The sequence below is a fragment of the Pseudomonas sp. NUPR-002 genome, from assembly GCF_056322725.1.
This window is the reverse complement of record NZ_CM150476.1, coordinates 4528198-4547757: the sequence shown is the minus strand read 5'-3', so window position 1 is coordinate 4547757 and position 19560 is coordinate 4528198. Positions and strand designations below refer to the sequence as shown.

The 19560-nt window shown below is 60.4% G+C and carries 19 protein-coding genes; all 19 read left to right on the top strand.

Annotated features, from left to right (window positions below; translation table 11 throughout):
* The first annotated feature begins 262 nt into the window (after positions 1-262).
* The 19 genes from ACVWSC_RS20785 (at position 263) to fliL (ending at position 19556) form a co-directional block, all read left to right on the top strand.
* Positions 263-1987, top strand: a complete 1725-nt coding sequence (locus tag ACVWSC_RS20785; protein ID WP_442108965.1) for a flagellin N-terminal helical domain-containing protein — start codon at positions 263-265, stop codon at positions 1985-1987.
* Between the two features lie 74 nt (positions 1988-2061).
* Positions 2062-2406 carry a flagellar protein FlaG gene (locus ACVWSC_RS20780; protein ID WP_442108964.1) on the top strand — a complete coding sequence of 115 codons (345 nt, stop codon included), beginning with the start codon at positions 2062-2064 and terminating at the stop codon, positions 2404-2406.
* A gap of 77 nt (positions 2407-2483) precedes the next feature.
* Entirely contained in the window at positions 2484-3848 is a 1365-nt protein-coding gene (gene fliD, locus ACVWSC_RS20775; RefSeq protein ID WP_442108963.1) for a flagellar filament capping protein FliD, read from the top strand.
* Positions 3849-3969: 121 nt separating this feature from the next.
* Positions 3970-4359: a flagellar export chaperone FliS gene (gene fliS, locus ACVWSC_RS20770; RefSeq protein ID WP_133217310.1), complete on the top strand. Its 390-nt coding sequence runs from the start codon at positions 3970-3972 to the stop codon at positions 4357-4359.
* Positions 4360-4383: 24 nt separating this feature from the next.
* Positions 4384-4680: a flagellar protein FliT gene (locus ACVWSC_RS20765; protein ID WP_442108962.1), complete on the top strand. Its 297-nt coding sequence runs from the start codon at positions 4384-4386 to the stop codon at positions 4678-4680.
* A gap of 170 nt (positions 4681-4850) precedes the next feature.
* Positions 4851-6326: a transcriptional regulator FleQ gene (gene fleQ, locus ACVWSC_RS20760; RefSeq protein ID WP_442108961.1), complete on the top strand. Its 1476-nt coding sequence runs from the start codon at positions 4851-4853 to the stop codon at positions 6324-6326.
* 204 nt (positions 6327-6530) lie between these two features.
* Positions 6531-7709, top strand: a complete 1179-nt coding sequence (locus ACVWSC_RS20755; RefSeq protein WP_442108960.1) for a sensor histidine kinase — start codon at positions 6531-6533, stop codon at positions 7707-7709.
* Positions 7710-7723: 14 nt separating this feature from the next.
* The gene (locus tag ACVWSC_RS20750; protein ID WP_442108959.1) at positions 7724-9100 is read left to right on the top strand and encodes a sigma-54-dependent transcriptional regulator; all 1377 of its coding nucleotides are present in this window, start codon (positions 7724-7726) and stop codon (positions 9098-9100) included.
* A gap of 120 nt (positions 9101-9220) precedes the next feature.
* Complete coding sequence (gene fliE / locus ACVWSC_RS20745; protein ID WP_442108958.1) at positions 9221-9547, top strand: flagellar hook-basal body complex protein FliE; 327 nt, start codon at positions 9221-9223, stop codon at positions 9545-9547.
* A gap of 15 nt (positions 9548-9562) precedes the next feature.
* Positions 9563-11344, top strand: a complete 1782-nt coding sequence (gene fliF / locus ACVWSC_RS20740; protein ID WP_442108957.1) for a flagellar basal-body MS-ring/collar protein FliF — start codon at positions 9563-9565, stop codon at positions 11342-11344.
* A complete protein-coding gene (gene fliG, locus ACVWSC_RS20735) occupies positions 11337-12356 on the top strand; it encodes a flagellar motor switch protein FliG (protein WP_038613367.1) in 1020 nt (339 codons plus the stop codon). The genes fliF and fliG overlap by 8 nt, the downstream gene beginning before the upstream one ends.
* A 73-nt stretch (positions 12357-12429) precedes the next feature.
* The gene (fliH, locus tag ACVWSC_RS20730) at positions 12430-13203 is read left to right on the top strand and encodes a flagellar assembly protein FliH (protein ID WP_442108956.1); all 774 of its coding nucleotides are present in this window, start codon (positions 12430-12432) and stop codon (positions 13201-13203) included.
* Positions 13193-14560 (top strand): flagellar protein export ATPase FliI, encoded by a 1368-nt coding sequence (gene fliI / locus ACVWSC_RS20725; protein ID WP_442108955.1) that lies wholly within the window; start codon positions 13193-13195, stop codon positions 14558-14560. Before fliH ends, fliI begins: the two co-directional genes overlap by 11 nt.
* 6 nt (positions 14561-14566) lie before the next feature.
* A complete protein-coding gene (fliJ, locus tag ACVWSC_RS20720) occupies positions 14567-15016 on the top strand; it encodes a flagellar export protein FliJ (RefSeq protein ID WP_442108954.1) in 450 nt (149 codons plus the stop codon).
* A 90-nt stretch (positions 15017-15106) separates the two neighbouring features.
* Complete coding sequence (locus ACVWSC_RS20715) at positions 15107-15403, top strand: STAS domain-containing protein (protein ID WP_442108953.1); 297 nt, start codon at positions 15107-15109, stop codon at positions 15401-15403.
* 8 nt (positions 15404-15411) lie between these two features.
* Positions 15412-17112 carry a SpoIIE family protein phosphatase gene (locus ACVWSC_RS20710; RefSeq protein WP_442108952.1) on the top strand — a complete coding sequence of 567 codons (1701 nt, stop codon included), beginning with the start codon at positions 15412-15414 and terminating at the stop codon, positions 17110-17112.
* Between the two features lie 25 nt (positions 17113-17137).
* Positions 17138-17485 (top strand): Hpt domain-containing protein, encoded by a 348-nt coding sequence (locus tag ACVWSC_RS20705; RefSeq protein ID WP_442108951.1) that lies wholly within the window; start codon positions 17138-17140, stop codon positions 17483-17485.
* Between the two features lie 137 nt (positions 17486-17622).
* Positions 17623-18906, top strand: coding sequence for a flagellar hook-length control protein FliK (locus ACVWSC_RS20700; RefSeq protein ID WP_442108950.1), 1284 nt, complete (start codon positions 17623-17625; stop codon positions 18904-18906).
* A gap of 152 nt (positions 18907-19058) precedes the next feature.
* Positions 19059-19556, top strand: coding sequence for a flagellar basal body-associated protein FliL (gene fliL, locus ACVWSC_RS20695; RefSeq protein ID WP_442108949.1), 498 nt, complete (start codon positions 19059-19061; stop codon positions 19554-19556).
* Positions 19557-19560: the final 4 nt, after the last annotated feature.

The window sequence follows — 19560 nt, the reverse complement described above, 5'->3', positions numbered from 1 at the left end:
CTTACTTATCCGGTGGGAGCGGGCTTGCCCCGCGATCGCGATCTGGCAGTCACATCGCATCGCGGGGCAAGCCCGCTCCCACCCGTTTTACTGGCGCCAAAGCCCTTGAAATACAAGGGGTGGCACGGTGCTAGTAAAAATTTTCAAAAAAACCCTCAAGCAACCTGTTTTCACGACGATAACCATTACGAAGGTTCTCTAGGCCACACCCGGCGGTTGCCAGGGCCGGAAGCCGCAGTATCCATCCAACGAGGATTTCGTAATGGCATTATCCGTAAACACCAACATCACTTCCCTGGGTGTCCAGAAGAACCTGAACAAAGCTTCCGACGCCCTGAGCCAGTCGATGAACCGTCTGTCCTCCGGCCTGAAAATCAACAGCGCCAAAGACGACGCCGCTGGCATGCAGATCGCCAACCGTCTGAACAACCAGGTCAAAGGCCTGAACGTTGCCATCGCTAACGCCAACAACGGTGTTTCGATCGCCCAGACCGCTGAAGGCGCCATGCAGGAATCCACCAACACCCTGCAGCGTCTGCGTGAACTCGCCCTGCAAGCAGCGAACGGTGATAAATCCGACGCTGACCGTGTTTCCCTGCAACAAGAATTCACCGCTAAAGTCGGCGAACTGAACCGTATCGCCAGCACCACCACCTTCGGTGGTCGTAACCTGCTGGACGGCTCGTTCAGCAACGTTGCTTTCCAGATCGGCGCCAACGCCAACGAAACCATTTCGTTCGGCATGACCGACATCAGCGCCACTGCGCTGAAAGGTACTTACAGCGAAGCTTCGGTTAATGGCGATGCACCCAAAGGCCTGGCTGCTACCACTACCGGTTCGGCATTCGGCGATGTCGCTAAAAAGGTAGGCGGTGCGGCCGCTGGTGCCACCCTGGCTACTGATGAACTGGTCATCAACGGTGTAACGGTCAAGCTGACCGCTGCTGCCGCTGGTACCGCTGCAGCTAACGCTGCGGTAACCGAAATCAACAAAAAGACCGCTGAAACCGGCGTTACTGCAAGTGCCGACGCTACTGGCATCGTGACCCTGAAGTCGAGCAGTGACATCACGCTGGGTACCAACCCAGGTCCAGCAACCAACGGTCTGACCTCGCTTGGTTTGGGCGCAGCAGGTACTACTGCAGCCGCACCTATTACCACTGCTAGCACCATGGATACTGCAGGTTCCATTACTGTCAATGGCACCGCTGTTAGCTGGACCGCAGCCAGCACCATGGCCACTGTACTGACCGCCATGGAAAACGCTGCTGGCACCGCTGCCAATGGTGCTAAAGCCGAACTCGTCGACGGCCGTGTCAAGCTGACTTCGGGCAACGGTGCTGACATCAAACTGGCTAACACTTCTGCCGGTTCGCTGTCGCAGCTGGGTCTGTCGGCTGGTACTACTCAAGCCAAACTGACTGCTGACACCTCTATCGATCTGAACGGCGTTGAAGTCAAGTTCAAGAAGGGCGACACCATCGATGCCGTCGTTGCTTCGATCAACAGCGCCAGCACCGGCGTTATCGCCAGCAAAAACACCGACGGCACCCTGAACCTGTTCGCTGACAAAGACATCACTGTCAAGGACGGCGCCGCCGGTACCGGTCTGGCTGCTCTGGGTCTGACCGCCGTTTCTGCGGCTGGCACCAAGAAAGCCACCACCATGGAAACCAGCGTTTCCGACCTGAACATCCTGACTGCCGCTGCTTCGCAGCAGGCTATCCAGGCTCTGGACGACGCTATGCAGCAGATCGACAGCCAGCGTTCGCAGCTGGGTGCGGTGCAAAACCGTTTCGCCAGCACCGTCGCCAACCTGCAGAGCATTTCGCAGAACTCCTCGGCTGCCAAAGGCCGTGTAGAAGACGCTGACTTCGCTTCTGAAGCTGCCGAGCTGACCAAGCAACAAACCCTGCAACAGGCTTCCACCGCGATCCTGTCCCAGGCCAACCAACTGCCATCGTCTGTTCTGAAGCTGCTTCAGTAATAGCCTTTAGCGGTTAGTTAACGGAAGGGCGCGTATACGTGCCCTTTCGTTTTTTTCAGTTTCGAGGTGATGACATGGACATGAGTATCAAGCTGAACGCGTCGTACCCGGCCGCTGTCACCCAGGCCCAAGGCGCTCCGGCTGCCCAGGCCAAGCCGGCAGAAAAGACTGAGCCCGCAGCAGCCGAAGAGTCGCAGCGCGCGGCGCTGGAAAAAGCGGTAACCGACATGCGTGAATTTGTGCAGGCTACCCACCGTAACCTGGACTTTTCCATCGATGAAACCACCGGCATTGTGGTGGTCAAAGTGATCGCCACCGACAGTGGTGAAGTGATTCGCCAGCTTCCATCAGAGACCGCGCTGAAGCTCGCGCAGAATCTGAGCGATGCCAGCAGCCTGTTGTTCAACACCAAGGCTTGAGTTGGCACGAAACCTGTTTCAGATTGCCGCTTAGGCGTTTTGCGCCAAGAAAGCGGCAGCCGCAAGGAGAGTAGCAAATGGCTAGTTCAACGATTTCCGGCCCAGGCTCGGGCTACGACACGCAAGGCATCGTCAAGGCGCTGGTAGGGGCTGAAAAGGCACCCAAACAGGCGCAGATCACCGCTCAGCAAAAAGACGCGACCATCAAACTGTCGGCAGTCGGCTCGGTAAAGACGGCGCTCGAAGCGTTCCAGGCGGCAATCACCAAGTTGAACAACGCCGCCGCCTTCAATGGCCTGGCTGCTACTACCTCTGAAGAAAAGAACGTCAAGGTCACCCTGGGTGACGGGGCTTCCAGCGGTAAATACACCGTGGTCGTCGACAGCCTGGCGACCTCGTCGAAACTGACCAGTAAGGTCTATGCTGACGGCCCTACCAGCAAGGCCAACAGCACCGACGAAGCGCAGACGCTGACCATTACCCAGTCGGGTAAAAGCTATGACGTGATCATTCCTGGCGGTGCGACCCTGCAGGAAACCCGTGAGCAGATCAATACTCAGCTCTCGGCCCAGGGCATCACCGCCAACATCCTCAGTGACGCCAACGGTGCGCGCCTGGTGATCGGCTCGACCACCACCGGCGAAGGCACGGATATTACCCTGAGCGGTAATTCCGAGTTGGCCACCGCCTTTACTGCTGGCGATCCGGCGCAGAACGCCAAGTACACCATCGACGGCATTGCCATGGAGTCGAAAACCAACAAGGTAGACTCCGCCATCAGTGGTGTAACCCTCGATCTGATCGCTGCTGAAGAGAAAAAGCCGATCACCATCACCGTGGCCAGCAACACCGACACCTTGAAGACTTCGGTGCAGTCGTTCATCACTGCCTACAACGCGCTGATGACGTCGATCAACACCCAGACCAAGGTGACTTCCACTGGCGATGCGTCCACCACCACGGCAGGCGCCCTGACCGGTGATGCTTCGATGCGTCAATTGGTCTCCAGCCTGCGTGGCGAGCTGGTCAATGGCAAAGGCGCCGGCAGCATCACCAGCCTGGCGGCGATGGGGATCACCACCGACCAGAAAACCGGCCTGCTGAGCCTCGATGACAAGGCCTGGGACAAGGCAGTGGTCAAGGGCGCTGGCGATATCGCCAAGCTGTTCACCGGTGACACCGGCCTGATCACCCGCATGAACAAGGCTACTGCCAGTTATGTGGGTACCACCGGCAGCCTGGCCACCCGTGCGACCGACCTCAACAACAAGTTGACCGACCTGACCACCGAGCAGGCGGATCTGGATCGGCGCATGGAAGCATTGACCGACTCGCTGACCAAGAAGTACACGGCGATGGACACCATGATCGCCCAGCTCAATGCCAGTGCTTCGAGCATGATGACCACCCTCAACTCGCTGAACAATCCGAAGTCTGATTGATCGGTGCCGCACCCGCGCTCCTCTCGAGGGGCGCGGGCGCTGGATTAAAGTTTTCTGTCACACAGTCGAAACCTTGGTTAGAGCACACCTATTCGCCTGTGGCCTGTAACGAGGTAGCAACATGAACCCAATGAGAGCCCTTCGCCAATACCAGAAGGTCAATTCCCACGCTCAAGTCTCTGAAGCCAGCCCGCACCGCCTGGTGCAAATGCTGATGGAAGGCGGCCTGGATCGCATGGCTCAGGCCAAAGGCGCGATTGCCCGTGATGACATTGCGCAGAAGGGCCTGATGCTGGGCAAGGCGATCGACATCATCACCGGCCTGCGCGACGGCCTGGACGCTGAAAAAGCTGAAGATCCTGCTGCTGTGCATCAACTCGATGCCCTGTATGGCTACATGGCCAACCGCCTGGTGGAAGCCAACAGCACCAACAACGTCGAGATGATCGACGAAGTGGCCCGCCTGCTGATCACGGTCAAATCCGGCTGGGATGCCATCGCTCCCCAATAAGGCCGCTGGCCTGAGGTACATAGCATGAGCCAAGCACTGCAAAGGATTGAGGAAACGCGCGAAGCCTTGCTGGGTGCGCTGAACAGTCGTGACTGGGAAGCGATCAGCGAGCTCGACGTTAGCTGTCGGTCGTGCGTCGACCAAGTGCTGGCCGAGGCATCGGTCAATGAAGAGGTATTGCGCAGCAGTCTGGAGGAGTTGCTCGGGGTTTACCGGCAACTAATTGAGGTTGCAAGTGACGAGCGTCAATCAATAGTGGATGAGATGACGCAGATCCGGCATGCCAAAAACGCGGCGAAGGTATACCATTTGTTCAGCTGAAGCTGGGCAAAACCATAAACAGGGCGCCATAAATTTGACTCTGTGCGGTTTTTTGACTTAACTAGTAGCTGTTTTCAAATTTCAGACGTCCGAACACTGACCGTTCAGTCGGAATGATGTCGAGCTTGCCCTCAATAGGGCGCCGAGATGACTAGGGAAGTTGCTATTGCATGTGGCGTGAAACCAAAATTCTGCTGATCGATGACGATAGCGCCCGCCGCCGCGATTTGGCGGTGGTTCTAAATTTTCTTGGCGAAGAAAATTTAACCTGCTCAAGCCATGATTGGCAGCAGGCGGTTGAGTCGTTGTCATCCAGTCGTGAAGTACTGTGCGTCCTGATCGGGACCGTAAACGCTCCGGCAAGTCTTTTGGGCTTGCTTAAGACAGTGGCAGCGTGGGATGAGTTCCTTCCGGTTCTGTTAATTGGTGAAATTTCTTCTGCCGAGCTGCCAGAAGAGCTGCGCCGTCGCGTGCTGTCGAGCATTGAAATGCCGCCGAGCTACAGCAAGTTGCTCGATTCGCTGCACCGTGCCCAGGTTTACCGCGAGATGTACGACCAGGCGCGCGAGCGCGGTCGTCAGCGCGAGCCGAACCTGTTCCGCAGCCTGGTGGGTACCAGCCGTGCCATCCAACATGTACGGCAGATGATGCAGCAAGTGGCCGACACCGATGCCAGCGTGCTGATCCTCGGCGAGTCGGGCACCGGTAAGGAAGTGGTGGCGCGCAACCTGCACTACCATTCCAAGCGCCGCGAAGCGCCGTTCGTGCCGGTCAACTGCGGCGCGATTCCGGCCGAGCTGCTGGAAAGCGAACTGTTCGGCCATGAGAAGGGCGCCTTCACCGGTGCAATCACCAGCCGCGCCGGACGTTTCGAACTGGCCAATGGCGGCACGCTGTTCCTCGATGAAATCGGCGACATGCCGTTGCCGATGCAGGTCAAGCTGTTGCGTGTGCTGCAAGAGCGGACCTTCGAGCGGGTTGGCAGCAACAAGACCCAGGGTATCGATGTGCGCATCATCGCCGCGACCCACAAGAACCTGGAAAGCATGATCGAAGCGGGCACCTTCCGCGAAGACCTGTATTACCGCCTCAACGTTTTCCCCATCGAGATGGCCCCGCTGCGTGAGCGCGTCGAGGACATTCCGCTGTTGATGAACGAACTGATCTCGCGCATGGAGCACGAGAAGCGCGGTTCGATCCGTTTCAATTCGGCAGCCATCATGTCGCTGTGCCGGCATGGTTGGCCGGGCAACGTCCGTGAGCTGGCCAACCTGGTCGAGCGCATGGCGATCATGCACCCGTACGGGGTGATTGGCGTCTCGGAGCTGCCGAAGAAATTCCGCTACGTCGATGACGAAGACGAGCATCTGGTCGACAGCCTGCGTTCCGACATGGAAGAGCGCGTAGCGATCAATGGCGGTATGCCGACCTTCTCGACGCACGCCATGCTGCCGCCGGAAGGCCTGGACCTGAAGGACTACCTCGGTGGTCTGGAGCAGGGCCTGATCCAGCAGGCGCTGGATGACGCCAACGGTATCGTTGCGCGTGCTGCGGAGCGTCTGCGTATTCGCCGCACCACCCTGGTGGAGAAAATGCGCAAGTACGGCATGAGCCGTCGCGACGGTGAAGATCAGGCGGAGGATTGACGCTTGATTGACGACAACGGGGCGCTCAGGCGCCCCGTTGTGTTTTATATCCCTATGATTTGCAGGGCTGTAATCCCCGTCCTACCGGCCTTACGCGGCATGCAAGGCAACCCGTCGCCGTCTTCAGTCAACTATCCGGCACGTCTATTGCTATATCGCAGGCAACACACCGTTTTATGACGGTCAGCCACGCGAGAGAGCACGATGCCCCACGCCGCCCCCATCCGCAGTGTCCCCAATGTTCAGGGGCAGAACGCCGCCGAGCAGGAAACTCGCCTGGGTCTGTTCGATCAGGTGTCCAGTCAGCTCAGCGAGTCGTTCAACCTGCTTGAAGCGCGGGTCACCGAGCTCAAGGGTGAGCTGGCGGTGGTCAGTGCCCAGCGCATGGCTGAGCTGGCTGAAAAAGAGCGCCTTGCCAATCGTTTGCAGAACCTGCTCGACCTGTTGCCGGGCGGCGTTATCGTCATCGATGCGCAGGGGCGGGTGCGTGAAGCCAATCCTGCAGCGTGCGAGTTGCTGGGTGAGCCGTTGGTGGGAGAGTTGTGGCGCCAGGTGATCGCCCGCAGCTTCGCGCCGCGTGTCGATGACGGTCACGAAGTGTCGCTGCGCGATGGCCGGCGCCTGTCGATCGCCACTCGCTCGCTGGATGCCGAGCCGGGTCAGTTGGTATTGCTCAATGACTTGACCGAGACCCGTCACCTGCAGGGTGAGCTGGCCCGTCACGAGCGCTTGTCGTCATTGGGGCGGATGGTTGCTTCGCTGGCGCATCAGATCCGCACGCCATTGTCGGCGGCCTTGCTCTATGCCAGTCATCTGGCTGAACAACAGTTGCCGCTGGAAACCCAGCAGCGTTTTGCCGGCAGCCTCAAGGAGCGCCTGCATGAGCTGGAGCATCAGGTGCGCGACATGCTGGTGTTCGCCCGTGGCGAGCTGCCGCTGACTGATCGCATTACCCCCAAGGCGCTGTTTCAGGCGCTGCAGCAAGCGGCTCAGGTGCATGTCCAGGGGCATGCGGTGCGCTGGCAGTGCGACAGTCATCTGGGGGAGTTGCTGTGCAATCGCGACACCCTGGTCGGCGCCTTGCTCAACCTGATTGAAAACGCCCTGCAGGCCGGCAGTGAGCCGGTGCGCCTGAAGGTGCACCTGTACCGCCGTGGGCAGATGTTGCGCCTGTGCGTCAGTGACGCCGGTGCTGGCATCGACAGCGCCTTGCTGGCGCGCCTGGGTGAGCCGTTCCTGACCACCAAGGCGACCGGCACCGGTCTGGGCCTTGCGGTGGTCAAGGCGGTGGCGCGGGCGCATCAGGGCGCCTTGCACTTACGTTCGCGGCCAGGTCGTGGCACCTGTGCGTTGGTTACTTTGCCGTTGATAGGCGCGCTGTAAAGGGAGAAAGAGCAATGAAGGCAATCAAGGTGCTACTGGTCGAGGACGATCGGGCACTGCGTCAGGCCTTGGGCGATACCCTGGAGCTCGGCGGTTTTCACTATTGTGCGGTCGGTTCGGCCGAAGAAGCGCTGCAGGCGGTGGCCGAGCAGGCCTTCAGCCTGGTGGTCAGCGACGTCAACATGCCGGGAATGGACGGGCACCAGTTGCTGGCGTTGCTGCGAGCGCGCCAGCCGCAGTTGCCGGTGTTGTTGATGACCGCCCATGCTGCGGTGGAGCGTGCTGTCGAAGCCATGCGCCAAGGCGCGGTGGATTACCTGGTCAAACCGTTTGAACCACGCGCTCTGCTCGAGCTGGTGACGCGTCACGCCCTCGGTGTGGTCGCCGGTGCCGCCGATGAAGGGCCGGTGGCTTGTGAGCCGGCTAGTGCGCAATTGCTGGAGCTGGCCGCACGGGTGGCGCGCAGTGATTCCACGGTGTTGATTTCCGGTGAGTCGGGCACGGGTAAAGAAGTGCTGGCGCGTTTTATCCATCAACAGTCGAGTCGTGCCGATCAGCCGTTTGTGGCGATCAACTGCGCGGCGATTCCCGACAACATGCTGGAAGCGACGCTGTTCGGCCATGAGAAGGGTTCGTTCACCGGCGCCATCGCCGCGCAGGCTGGCAAGTTCGAGCAGGCCGACGGCGGCACCTTGCTGCTCGACGAAATTTCCGAAATGCCCCTGGGCTTGCAGGCCAAGCTGCTGCGCGTGCTGCAGGAGCGCGAAGTGGAGCGTGTCGGTGGGCGTAAGCCGATTGCCCTGGACATCCGCGTGGTGGCCACCACCAACCGTGACCTGGCCGATGAAGTGGCGGCGGGGCGCTTTCGTGAGGATCTGTTCTATCGCCTGTCGGTGTTTCCGCTGGCCTGGAAGCCGCTGCGTGAACGAAGCGCCGATATTCTGCCGCTGGCTGAACGATTGCTGGCGCGTCACGTCAATAAAATGAAGCATGCGCCGGTGCGTCTGTCAGCCGCTGCCAAGGCGTGCCTGCAGGGCTATGCCTGGCCGGGTAACGTGCGCGAGCTGGACAACGCCCTGCAGCGGGCGTTGATCTTGCAGCAAGGTGGTGTGATCGAGGCGGCGGATTTCTGTCTGGCCGGGGCCATGCCGATGTTCGCGGCGGCGCCCAAGGTTGCACCGGTGCAACTCGAGGCTGAGGCGCCAGCGGCGCTGGGCGACGATATGCGCCGTCACGAGTTCCAGATGATCATCGACACCCTGCGCGCCGAGCGTGGCCGCCGTAAAGAGGCTGCCGAGCGCCTGGGTATCAGCCCGCGCACGCTGCGCTACAAGCTGGCGCAGATGCGCGATGCCGGCATGGATGTTGAGGCGAGCTTGTACGCCAGCTGAAGGCTGTGAATAATCGCGGGTTTGTACGGCTAGTGCGCAGAGCTGGCACTTTTGTTGCTATGTCCTGCGTATCCGCTGCGTGAGTGTCAAAAAAATGCGGGCCGTCGGAGAGAGAAGTCCATGAGCCAAGGTGTTGAGTTTAATCGATTGATGTTAGACATGCGGTCCATGCAAATGGACGCTATGTCGATGCCCAAGGCGGCAGCCGCACCTGAGCTGGGTTCGAGCAATTTTGCCGACATGCTGGGGCAGGCCATCAATAAGGTCAGTGACACCCAACAGGCGTCCACGCAGCTGGCTAACGCGTTCGAAATTGGTAAAAGCGGTGTCGATCTGACCGACGTGATGATCGCTTCGCAGAAAGCCTCCGTATCGTTTCAAGCCTTGACCCAAGTGCGTAACAAGCTGGTCCAGGCCTATCAAGACATCATGCAGATGCCGGTATAAGGGCGAGATTGAGTCATGGCCGAAGCAGTCGTCGATAACGTGCCCGCCAAGGGTGGTGCGCCAGCGCCCAAGCCGCCGTTGTTCGGCATGTCGTTTCTGGAAAACATCTCGCAGATGCCCATGCTGCGTCAGGTTGGCCTGTTGGTCGGTCTGGCGGCCAGCGTGGCGATCGGTTTTGCTGTGGTGCTGTGGTCGCAGCAGCCCGACTACCGGCCGCTGTATGGCAGCCTGGCCGGCATGGACACCAAGCAGGTCATGGATACCCTGGCCGCTGCCGATATTCCTTACAACGTCGAACCCAATTCCGGCGCCTTGCTGGTCAAGGCCGAAGACCTTTCCCGTGCGCGCCTGAAACTGGCCGCAGCCGGTGTAGCACCTGGCGATGGCAATGTCGGCTTTGAAATTCTCGACAAGGAACAAGGCCTGGGTACCAGCCAGTTCATGGAAGCCACGCGTTATCGTCGTGGCCTTGAAGGTGAGCTGGCGCGCACCGTTTCCAGCCTGAACAACGTCAAGGCGGCCCGCGTCCACCTGGCGATTCCGAAGAGTTCGGTATTCGTGCGTGACGAGCGTCGGCCAAGCGCTTCGGTTCTGGTTGAGCTGTATCCGGGCCGTGGCCTGGAAGCCGGTCAGGTCATGGCCATTGTCAATCTGGTGGCAACCAGTGTGCCGGAGCTGGACAAGTCGCAGGTCACCGTGGTCGACCAGAAGGGCAACCTGTTGTCCGATCAGGTCGGCAACTCCGAGCTGACCATGGCCGGTAAGCAGTTCGACTACAGCCGTCGCATGGAAGGCATGCTCACCCAGCGTGTGCATAACATTCTGCAGCCGGTGCTGGGCAACGACCGCTACAAGGCGGAAGTGTCGGCGGATGTGGATTTCAGTGCGGTCGAATCGACCTCCGAGCAGTTCAACCCTGATCAACCGGCGCTGCGCAGCGAGCAGTCGGTCAACGAGCAGCGTTCCAGCAGTGGCGGCCCGCAAGGGGTGCCGGGGGCCTTGAGTAATCAGCCACCAGGCCCGGCGTCGGCACCGCAAACCACTGGCGGCGCGCAGCCAGCGGCCGCTGCTATCCAGCCCGGCCAGCCATTGCTCGATGCCAACGGTCAACAGATCATGGACCCGGCCACCGGCCAGCCGATGCTTGCACCGTACCCTGCCGACAAGCGTTCGCAGTCGACCAAGAACTTCGAGCTGGATCGCTCGATCAGCCATACCCGCCAGCAGCAGGGTCGTCTGAATCGTCTGTCGGTGGCGGTGGTGGTCGATGACCAGGTCAAGATCGACCCGGCCACCGGCGACACAACGCGTGCACCGTGGGCCGCTGAAGACCTGGCGCGTTTCACCCGCCTGGTGCAGGACGCGGTGGGCTTCGATGCCAGCCGTGGCGATAGCGTCAGCGTGATCAACGTGCCGTTCGCCGCCGACCGTGGTGAAGTGATCGCGGAAATTCCGTTCTACTCGCAGCCGTGGTTCTGGGACATCATCAAGCAGGTCATGGGCGTACTGTTCATCCTCGTGCTGGTGTTCGGCGTGCTGCGTCCGGTACTCAACAACATCACCGGCCACGGGAAGCAACCGGCCGGTGCCGATGGCGACATGGAACTGGGCGGTATGCTCGGTCTGGATGGCGATCTGGCCAACGACCGCGTAAGCCTGGGTGGTCCGCAAAGCATTCTGCTGCCGAGCCCGAGCGAGGGTTACGACGCGCAGCTCAATGCAATCAAGAGCCTGGTGGCCGAAGACCCGGGTCGTGTGGCCCAGGTCGTGAAAGAGTGGATCAACGCCGATGAGTGATAACCGCGCCCTTACCGCGAAACTGACCCGGGTCGACAAGGCTGCGATCCTGCTCTTGTCCCTGGGTGAAACCGACGCTGCTCAAGTGCTGCGGCACATGGGGCCTAAAGAAGTGCAGCGCGTTGGCGTGGCCATGGCGCAGATGGGCAACGTCCATCGTGAGCAGGTCGAGCAGGTGATGAGCGAGTTCGTCGAGATCGTCGGCGACCAGACCAGCCTGGGTGTCGGTTCCGATGGCTACATTCGCAAGATGCTCACCCAGGCGCTGGGTGAGGACAAAGCCAACGGCTTGATCGACCGCATCCTGCTCGGTGGCAACACCAGTGGCCTGGACAGCCTCAAGTGGATGGAGCCGCGTGCCGTGGCCGACGTTATCCGCTATGAGCACCCGCAGATCCAGGCCATCGTGGTCGCTTACCTGGACCCTGACCAGGCTGGTGAAGTACTGGGTAACTTCGACCACAAGGTGCGCCTGGACATCATCCTGCGTGTTTCCTCGCTGAACACCGTACAACCGGCGGCGCTCAAGGAGCTCAACCAGATTCTCGAGAAGCAGTTCTCCGGTAACTCCAACGCGGCCCGTACCACCCTGGGCGGTATCAAGCGTGCAGCCGACATCATGAATTTCCTCGACAGCTCCGTGGAAGGTCAGCTGATGGACGCGATTCGCGACATCGACGGCGACCTGTCCGAGCAGATCGAAGACTTGATGTTCGTCTTCAACAACCTCGCCGATGTCGACGACCGTGGTATTCAGGCACTGTTGCGCGAAGTGTCTTCCGACGTTCTGGTGGTGTCGCTCAAAGGCGCCGACGAGAAGGTCAAAGACAAGATCTTCAAGAACATGTCCAAACGTGCCTCGGAACTGCTGCGCGACGACCTCGAGGCCAAAGGGCCGGTGCGGGTCAGCGATGTCGAGACCGCGCAGAAGGAAATCCTCACCATCGCCCGCCGTATGGCCGAAGCCGGAGAGATCGTGCTCGGTGGCAAGGGCGGCGAAGAGATGATCTAACGTCTATCGCGGGGCAAGCCCGCTCCTACGGTAGGAGCGGGCTTGCCCCGCGATTTTTTGAGTGCGTACAGCCATGTCAACCAACGAGCACCTCAGTGAGCTGATTCGCGCCGACGACGTCGAGGCTTTCGATCGCTGGGCGCTGCCCAGCTTCGATCCGGAGCCTGAATTCGTACCCGAGCCGGAACCTGAGCCTGAGCCTGAAGTGGTGCAGGAAGAAGTCGAGGAAGTACCGCTCGAAGAAGTCCAGCCACTGACCCTCGAAGAGCTCGAAAGCATCCGTCAGGAAGCCTACAACGAAGGCTTTGCCACCGGTGAGCGCGAAGGTTTTCACAGCACCCAGCTCAAAGTGCGCCAGGAAGCCGAAACGGCCCTGAAAGCAAAGCTCGCCAGCCTTGAACGGCTCATGGGTCATTTGCTCGAGCCGATAGCCGAGCAGGACAGCCAGATCGAGCGCGCGCTGGTCAGCCTGGTGGCGCACATGACCCGCGAAGTCATCGGCCGCGAGTTGCGTACTGACTCCAGCCAGATCGGCCAAGTGCTGCGCGAAGCCCTCAAGCTGCTGCCGATGGGTGCGGAAAACATTCGAATCCATATCAACCCGCAGGACTTCGAGCAGGCCAAGGCCTTGCGTGAGCGTCACGAAGAGCGCTGGAAGCTGCTTGAGGACCAGTCGCTGCTGCCAGGCGGCTGCCGCATCGAGACCGACCACAGCCGCATCGACGCAAGCATGGAAACCCGCATCGAGAAGGCCTTGGCGCAGTTGTTCGATCAATTGCACGATCAAGGCCTGCACCCTGCGGCGGCTGATCTGCACGTGGATCTGGATGCCGTCGATGCGCCTTGAACGCACCAGTTTCGCCAAGCGCCTGGGTGGCTATGCCGGCACGGTGAAACTGCCTGCTCAGCCGGTGGTTGAAGGGCGCCTGCTGCGCATGGTCGGTTTGACCCTGGAAGCAGAAGGCCTGCGCGCGCCGATCGGCAGCCGCTGTGTAGTGATCAACGACGACAGTTACCATCCGGTACAGGTCGAGGCGGAAGTCATGGGCTTCGCTGGCAGCAAAGTATTCCTGATGCCGGTCGGCAGCGTTGCTGGCATCGCGCCGGGTGCGCGGGTCGTGCCGCTGGCCGACAACGGCCGCCTGCCGATGGGCATGAGCATGCTCGGGCGTGTGCTCGATGGCGCCGGCCGGGCGCTGGACGGCAAGGGCGGGATGAAGGCTGAAGACTGGGTGCCGATGGATGGCCCGACCATCAACCCGCTCAATCGCGACCCGATCAGCGTACCGCTGGATGTCGGCATCCGCAGCATCAACGGCCTGTTGACCGTGGGGCGCGGCCAGCGCCTGGGTCTGTTCGCCGGTACCGGGGTGGGTAAGAGTGTGCTGTTGGGCATGATGACCCGCTTCACCGAGGCCGACATCATCGTCGTTGGCCTGATCGGCGAGCGGGGTCGCGAGGTCAAGGAGTTCATCGAGCATATTCTCGGTGCCGAAGGTATCAAGCGCTCGGTGGTCGTCGCCTCGCCCGCGGACGATGCGCCGCTGATGCGCCTGCGCGCCGCCATGTATTGCACACGTATTGCCGAGTACTTTCGCGACAAGGGCAAGAATGTCCTGTTGCTGATGGACTCGCTGACCCGTTTCGCCCAGGCCCAGCGTGAGATTGCCCTGGCCATCGGCGAGCCACCGGCGACCAAGGGCTATCCACCCTCGGTATTTGCCAAACTGCCCAAGCTGGTGGAGCGTGCCGGTAACGGTGAGGCGGGCGGTGGATCGATTACCGCGTTCTACACCGTGTTGTCCGAAGGCGACGACCAGCAAGACCCGATTGCCGACTCGGCGCGTGGCGTGCTCGACGGTCACATCGTGTTGTCACGGCGCCTGGCAGAAGAGGGGCATTACCCGGCCATCGACATTGAAGCGTCGATCAGCCGGGTGATGCCGCAGGTGGTCAGCCCTGAACAAATGCGCGAGGCGCAGCAGTTCAAGCAGCTGTGGGCGCGCCTGTCGCAGAGCCGTGACTTGATCAGTGTTGGTGCCTATGTGGCTGGCGGTGATGCCGAGACCGACCTGGCGATCGCCTTGCAACCGAAGCTGGTGCATTACCTGCGCCAGGGCCTGCACGACAATGTCAGCATGCAGCAAAGCCGCGAGCATCTGGAAAGTGTGTTCGCTCAGCCTAACCCTGATCTTGGTGGTTGATAGGCCATGGCTCAACCCAGCCGTGCGGCGCGTCTGACCCCTGTAGTGGAAATGGCTGAAAATGCCGAGCGCCAGGCTGCCCAGCGCCTGGGGCAGTTCCAGCAACAGGTCAACATGGCGCAGGCTAAGTTGGCTGAGCTGGACCGCTTTCGCGAAGACTATCAACTGCAATGGATCAACCGCGGCGGGCAGGGGGTGTCGGGCAGTTGGCTGGTGAACTACCAGCGCTTTCTCGGCCAGCTGGAAAGCGCCATGACCCAGCAGCGCCAAAGCCTGGTGTGGCATCAGAACAACCTCAACAACGCCCGGGGTACCTGGCAGCAGGCGTATGCCCGGGTTGAAGGTCTGCGCAAGTTGGTGCAGCGCTATATCGAAGAAGCGCGGATGCTCGAAGACAAACGCGAACAAAAATTGCTCGACGAGTTGTCTCAGCGCCTGCCGCGTCTTAATCGTTGATCTGCAGCCCTGCACGCGCTTGCTGCTCAGGCCTTGGGCTGCTAAACCTACTGGGTGTCTGTATTCGTCTTTATCGAAGGAATCGCCTACATGGCAGTTGAATCCATCTCCCAGGACGGGAAGTTGACGATCAGGGTCAAGGGCCGCTTTGACTTTGGCAAGCATCAGGAATTTCGCAGTGCCTACGAGCGGCTCGGCAAGCCGGATCTGGTCATTGTCGATCTCAAGCACACCACCTATCTCGACAGCTCGGCGCTGGGCATGTTGTTGATGCTGCGTGATCACGCAGGTGGGGATGATGCGGACGTCCAGGTGATCAATACCAATCCGGATGTGCGCAAGATTCTCGCTATTTCCAATTTCGACAAGCTGTTCGACATCAGTTGATTCAGGCCATGTCCGAGTCGCGCCTGACGGTGCTGATTGCCGAGGACAGTGCAGTCGACCGGCTGTTGTTGGCACGCATTGTCAGCAAACAGGGCCACGCCGTGCTCACCGCTGAAAACGGTCAGCAGGCACTGGCGCTGTTTGCCGAGCAGCGCCCGCAACTGGTGCTGCTCGATGCGCTGATGCCGGTCATGGACGGCTTTGAAGCGGCGCGGCAAATCAAAGCCCTGGCCGGTGAGGCCCTGGTGCCGATCATCTTCCTCACATCGCTCAGTGAGGAGGAGGCACTGGTGCGTTGCCTGGAAGCCGGTGGCGATGACTTTCTGGCCAAGCCTTACAGCCCGGTGATTCTCGCGGCGAAGATCAGGGCCATGGATCGCCTGCGCCGCCTGCAGGCGACGGTGCTGGAGCAGCGTGACCAGATCAGCCGTCACCATCATCACTTGCTCAATGAGCAGCGGGTGGCCAAAGCGGTGTTCGACAAGGTCGCCCATGCCGGTTGCCTGAGTGCCTCGAATATCCGCTACCTGCAATCGCCCTATGCATTGTTCAACGGCGATCTGCTGCTGGCGGCGTATTCGCCTGCGGGGGATATGCATGTGTTGCTGGGTGACTTCACCGGGCATGGCTTGCCGGCCGCGGTCGGGGCGATGCCGCTGGCGGAAATTTTCTATGGCATGACCGCCAAGGGCTACGGTCTGGCCGAAACCCTGCGCGAGATGAATGCCAAGCTCAAGCGCATCCTGCCTGTGGATATGTTCTGTTGTGCGCTATTGCTGAAGCTGAGTTTTCAGCGTCGGCAGGTCGAGGTGTGGAACGGCGGCATGCCCGACAGTTACTTATTGCCGGCCAATGGCGGTGCGCCGTTGCCGTTGGTGTCCCGGCATCTGCCGCTGGGGGTGCTGGCTGCAGAACGTTTTGACGATTCGACCCAGGTCTTGCCGCTGGCCTTGGGTGAGCGCCTGTTTTTGCTGTCTGATGGGGTGGTCGACACCAGCGACGAGAACGATCAGCTGTTCGGTGTCGAGCGGTTGTTGCAGGTGCTCAATGATAATCGCCAGGCTGATTTGTTGTTCGAAGAGGTGCTGCAGGCGCTAGAGGCGTTTCGCGGGCAGTGTCGTGATGACGTCAGTCTGCTGGAGATTACTGTTGTCGAGCCGGAAGCCTTGACCCCGCCCGCGGTGATCTATTCTGACAGCGGGCAGTCCACACCGCTGGACTGGTCGGTGAGCTTCGAGTTTCGTGCTGAAACACTTAAACGCTTCAACCCGTTGCCTCATTTGTTGCATCTTCTGCAGGACATTCATGGCTTGCGTGCCCAGAGCGGTGCCCTGCATTGCGTACTGAGTGAGCTGTACTCCAATGCCCTGGAGCATGGGGTGTTGGCACTGGATTCCGGGCTCAAGCGCGACGCCCAGGGCTTTGGCGAATACTACCGCCAGCGCAATGAACGCATGCAGGCGCTCAACAGCGGCTATATTCGAGTAGGGTTACGGATTGAACCCCAGGGTTTGGGTGGGCGTCTGATCATCGACATCGAAGACAGTGGTAAAGGTTTTGATGTGAGTAAAGTGCTGGCGCGCCCGCTGGCCGAGCAAGGTTTGTGTGGGCGTGGATTGAACCTGATACGTCGGCTGAGCCGACGTGCCGAGTGGGCTGACGAGGGGCGCCGCGTACGCGTGGAGTTCGCTTGGGAGGCTCTGGCATAATTGAACTTGATCAAGGAGTGAACAAGTGTCCGATATCCATATCGATCAAGAAGTACTGAGCAGCCTTCAGGAGGTGATGGAGGATGAATACCTGACCTTGCTCGATACTTTTCTCAACGACTCCGAAATTCGCCTCAGCCAGTTGCACGAGGCCACCAGCCCGGAAGCGCTTGGCCTAGCTGCGCACAGCTTCAAAGGCAGCAGCAGCAACATGGGCGCCAAAGTCCTGGCCGAGTTGTGCGGGCGTCTGGAGGAGCGCGTCAAATCCCCACCGCTGAACAACATCGAAGACCTGATCAATCAGATTGATAACGAGTACCAGGCGGTTCGCCAGCTGTACGCCCAAGAGCGCCAGCGCGTCCTGATCGGGTAGGCGCAGGCTTGCCCCGCGATTGCGCTGTGTCAGTGCCGCCGTATCGCGGGGCAAGCCCGCTCCTACAGACTTGGCTCGACTCTTGCTGTTCTCTTGGTTAGTTAATGTCCAAGCCCCTCTGTCGCGGAGAAAATTTCATGCCGGTTGCTTCCAATCCCTTGCTGCAAGTCGGTGCCGCGACCAACGCTTCCCGTGCTGCCAATCAATCGGACAAAGCGCCGCAGCCTGCAAGCGACAAGAGCTCGGGCTTTTCCAGTGTGTATGAGCAGCAGTCACGCCCGGCCTCCAAAACGACGGCTGAGGCGCCAGCGCGTGACAAAGGCGAGAAGAACGTAAAGGAAGGCAAAGACACTGCCGCCAAAGACGCAAAGCTTGCCGATAGCGGCAAGAACTTGCCAGACGACCAGGACGACACCCTGGCGGCTGGCGATACGCCAGAGCCGACACTCCTGGACCCGAGCCTGGTGGCCGGTCAGGTGACCGATGCGCAGCCGGGCGCGCAACTGATCCAGGCGCAAGCCGAAGCCGTTGCGCCAGTGGTTCAGGCAGCGCAGTTGCAGGCGCAGGTGGCGCCCGCCACAACACCTGCTGCAGACCCTGCATTCGACCCCGAGGCAGACCCACTGGCCGATATGCCTGCCTTGCGCATGGCGCTGGAGCAAACCGCGCAGGCGCAAGGCACGACCTCGGCGCACGCTGCCAGCAAACCGACGACCGCTCAGCCGGAAGCGACGCCAGCCCAGCCTGCCGTCAATACCCTGGCGGCGCTGCTCGACAAGCCAGGTGCCGAGGCTGAGCAGGGTGAGGCGGGCGAGAAGGCGTTTTCCGGATTGCTCGATGATGGCCTCAAAGACTTGAAAAGCGCCGCTAGCGATACCCGTGTGGATAACTTTTCCGAGCGTCTGAGTGCGCTGACCCAGGCGACCACGGCGAAAACCGCCAATGCCATCCCGGTTGCGCCAGCGCCTTTGCATCAGCCGCTGGCAATGAACCAGGGCGGCTGGACCGAAGGTCTGGTCAACCGGGTGATGTTCCTGTCCAGCCAGAGCCTGAAGTCGGCAGACATTCAACTGGAGCCGGCAGAGCTTGGGCGTCTGGATATTCGCGTGCATATGGCGCCGGAGCAGCAGGCGCAAATCACTTTCACCAGCGGCCACGTTGGTGTGCGTGAAGCGCTGGAAAACCAGGTGCACCGGCTCAAGGAAATGTTCGCCCAGCAAGGGTTGGGGCAACCGGACGTCAATGTTGCCGATCAGTCACGAGGCGAGCAGCAACAGGGTAACCCTGATGCGCCGCGCCTGAGTGGCGTAGCGGCGCGCCGCAACGCTGCTGCTGCAGAAGAAGGTGAGCTGGCTGCCAGCACTGCGCCCATCGAACAGCAGACCGTGATTGGCACTAGCGCCGTGGACTACTACGCCTAGTCTTCCTGTGGGAGCGGGCTTGCCCCGCGATTGCGGTGTGTCAGTCAGTGCGCCTCGCGGGGCAAGCCCGCTCCTACACCCGCCAGTTGGCATAACACTTGCTCAAAGCACGCCATGTGACTGAATTCTCCGATGAATGACGGAATATTGGCATGGCGAAGAGCGACGTAGATAAAGACCCCGCCGCTAAAGGCAAAATCAAGCTGATCCTGCTGGTGGTGCTGGCATTGCTGCTGGCCATCGGTCTGTCGGTAGGCGCTACCTGGTTCTTCCTGCACAAGTCTGAAGACAAGCCGGCAGCAGACGCAGCGCAAACCAGTAACCTCAAGCCTGCGGCCATCTATGAGGCGCTGACGCCAGCCTTCGTGGTCAACTTCAACCAGAACGGGCGCCAGCGCTACATGCAGGTGAGTATCACCCTGCAAGGCCGCGATCAGGCTGCACTGGATGCCTTGAAGGTGCACATGCCGGTGATCCGCAACAACCTGGTGATGCTGTTTTCCGGGCAAGGTTTTGACACCCTGGCTAGCCCGGTTGGCCAGGAGATGTTGCGCCAGAAAGCGACCGCCAGCGTGCAGGAAGTCGCCCAGAAGGAAGTTGGCAAACCGGTCGTCGACCAGTTGCTGTTCACCAATTTCGTATTGCAGTAGGAGC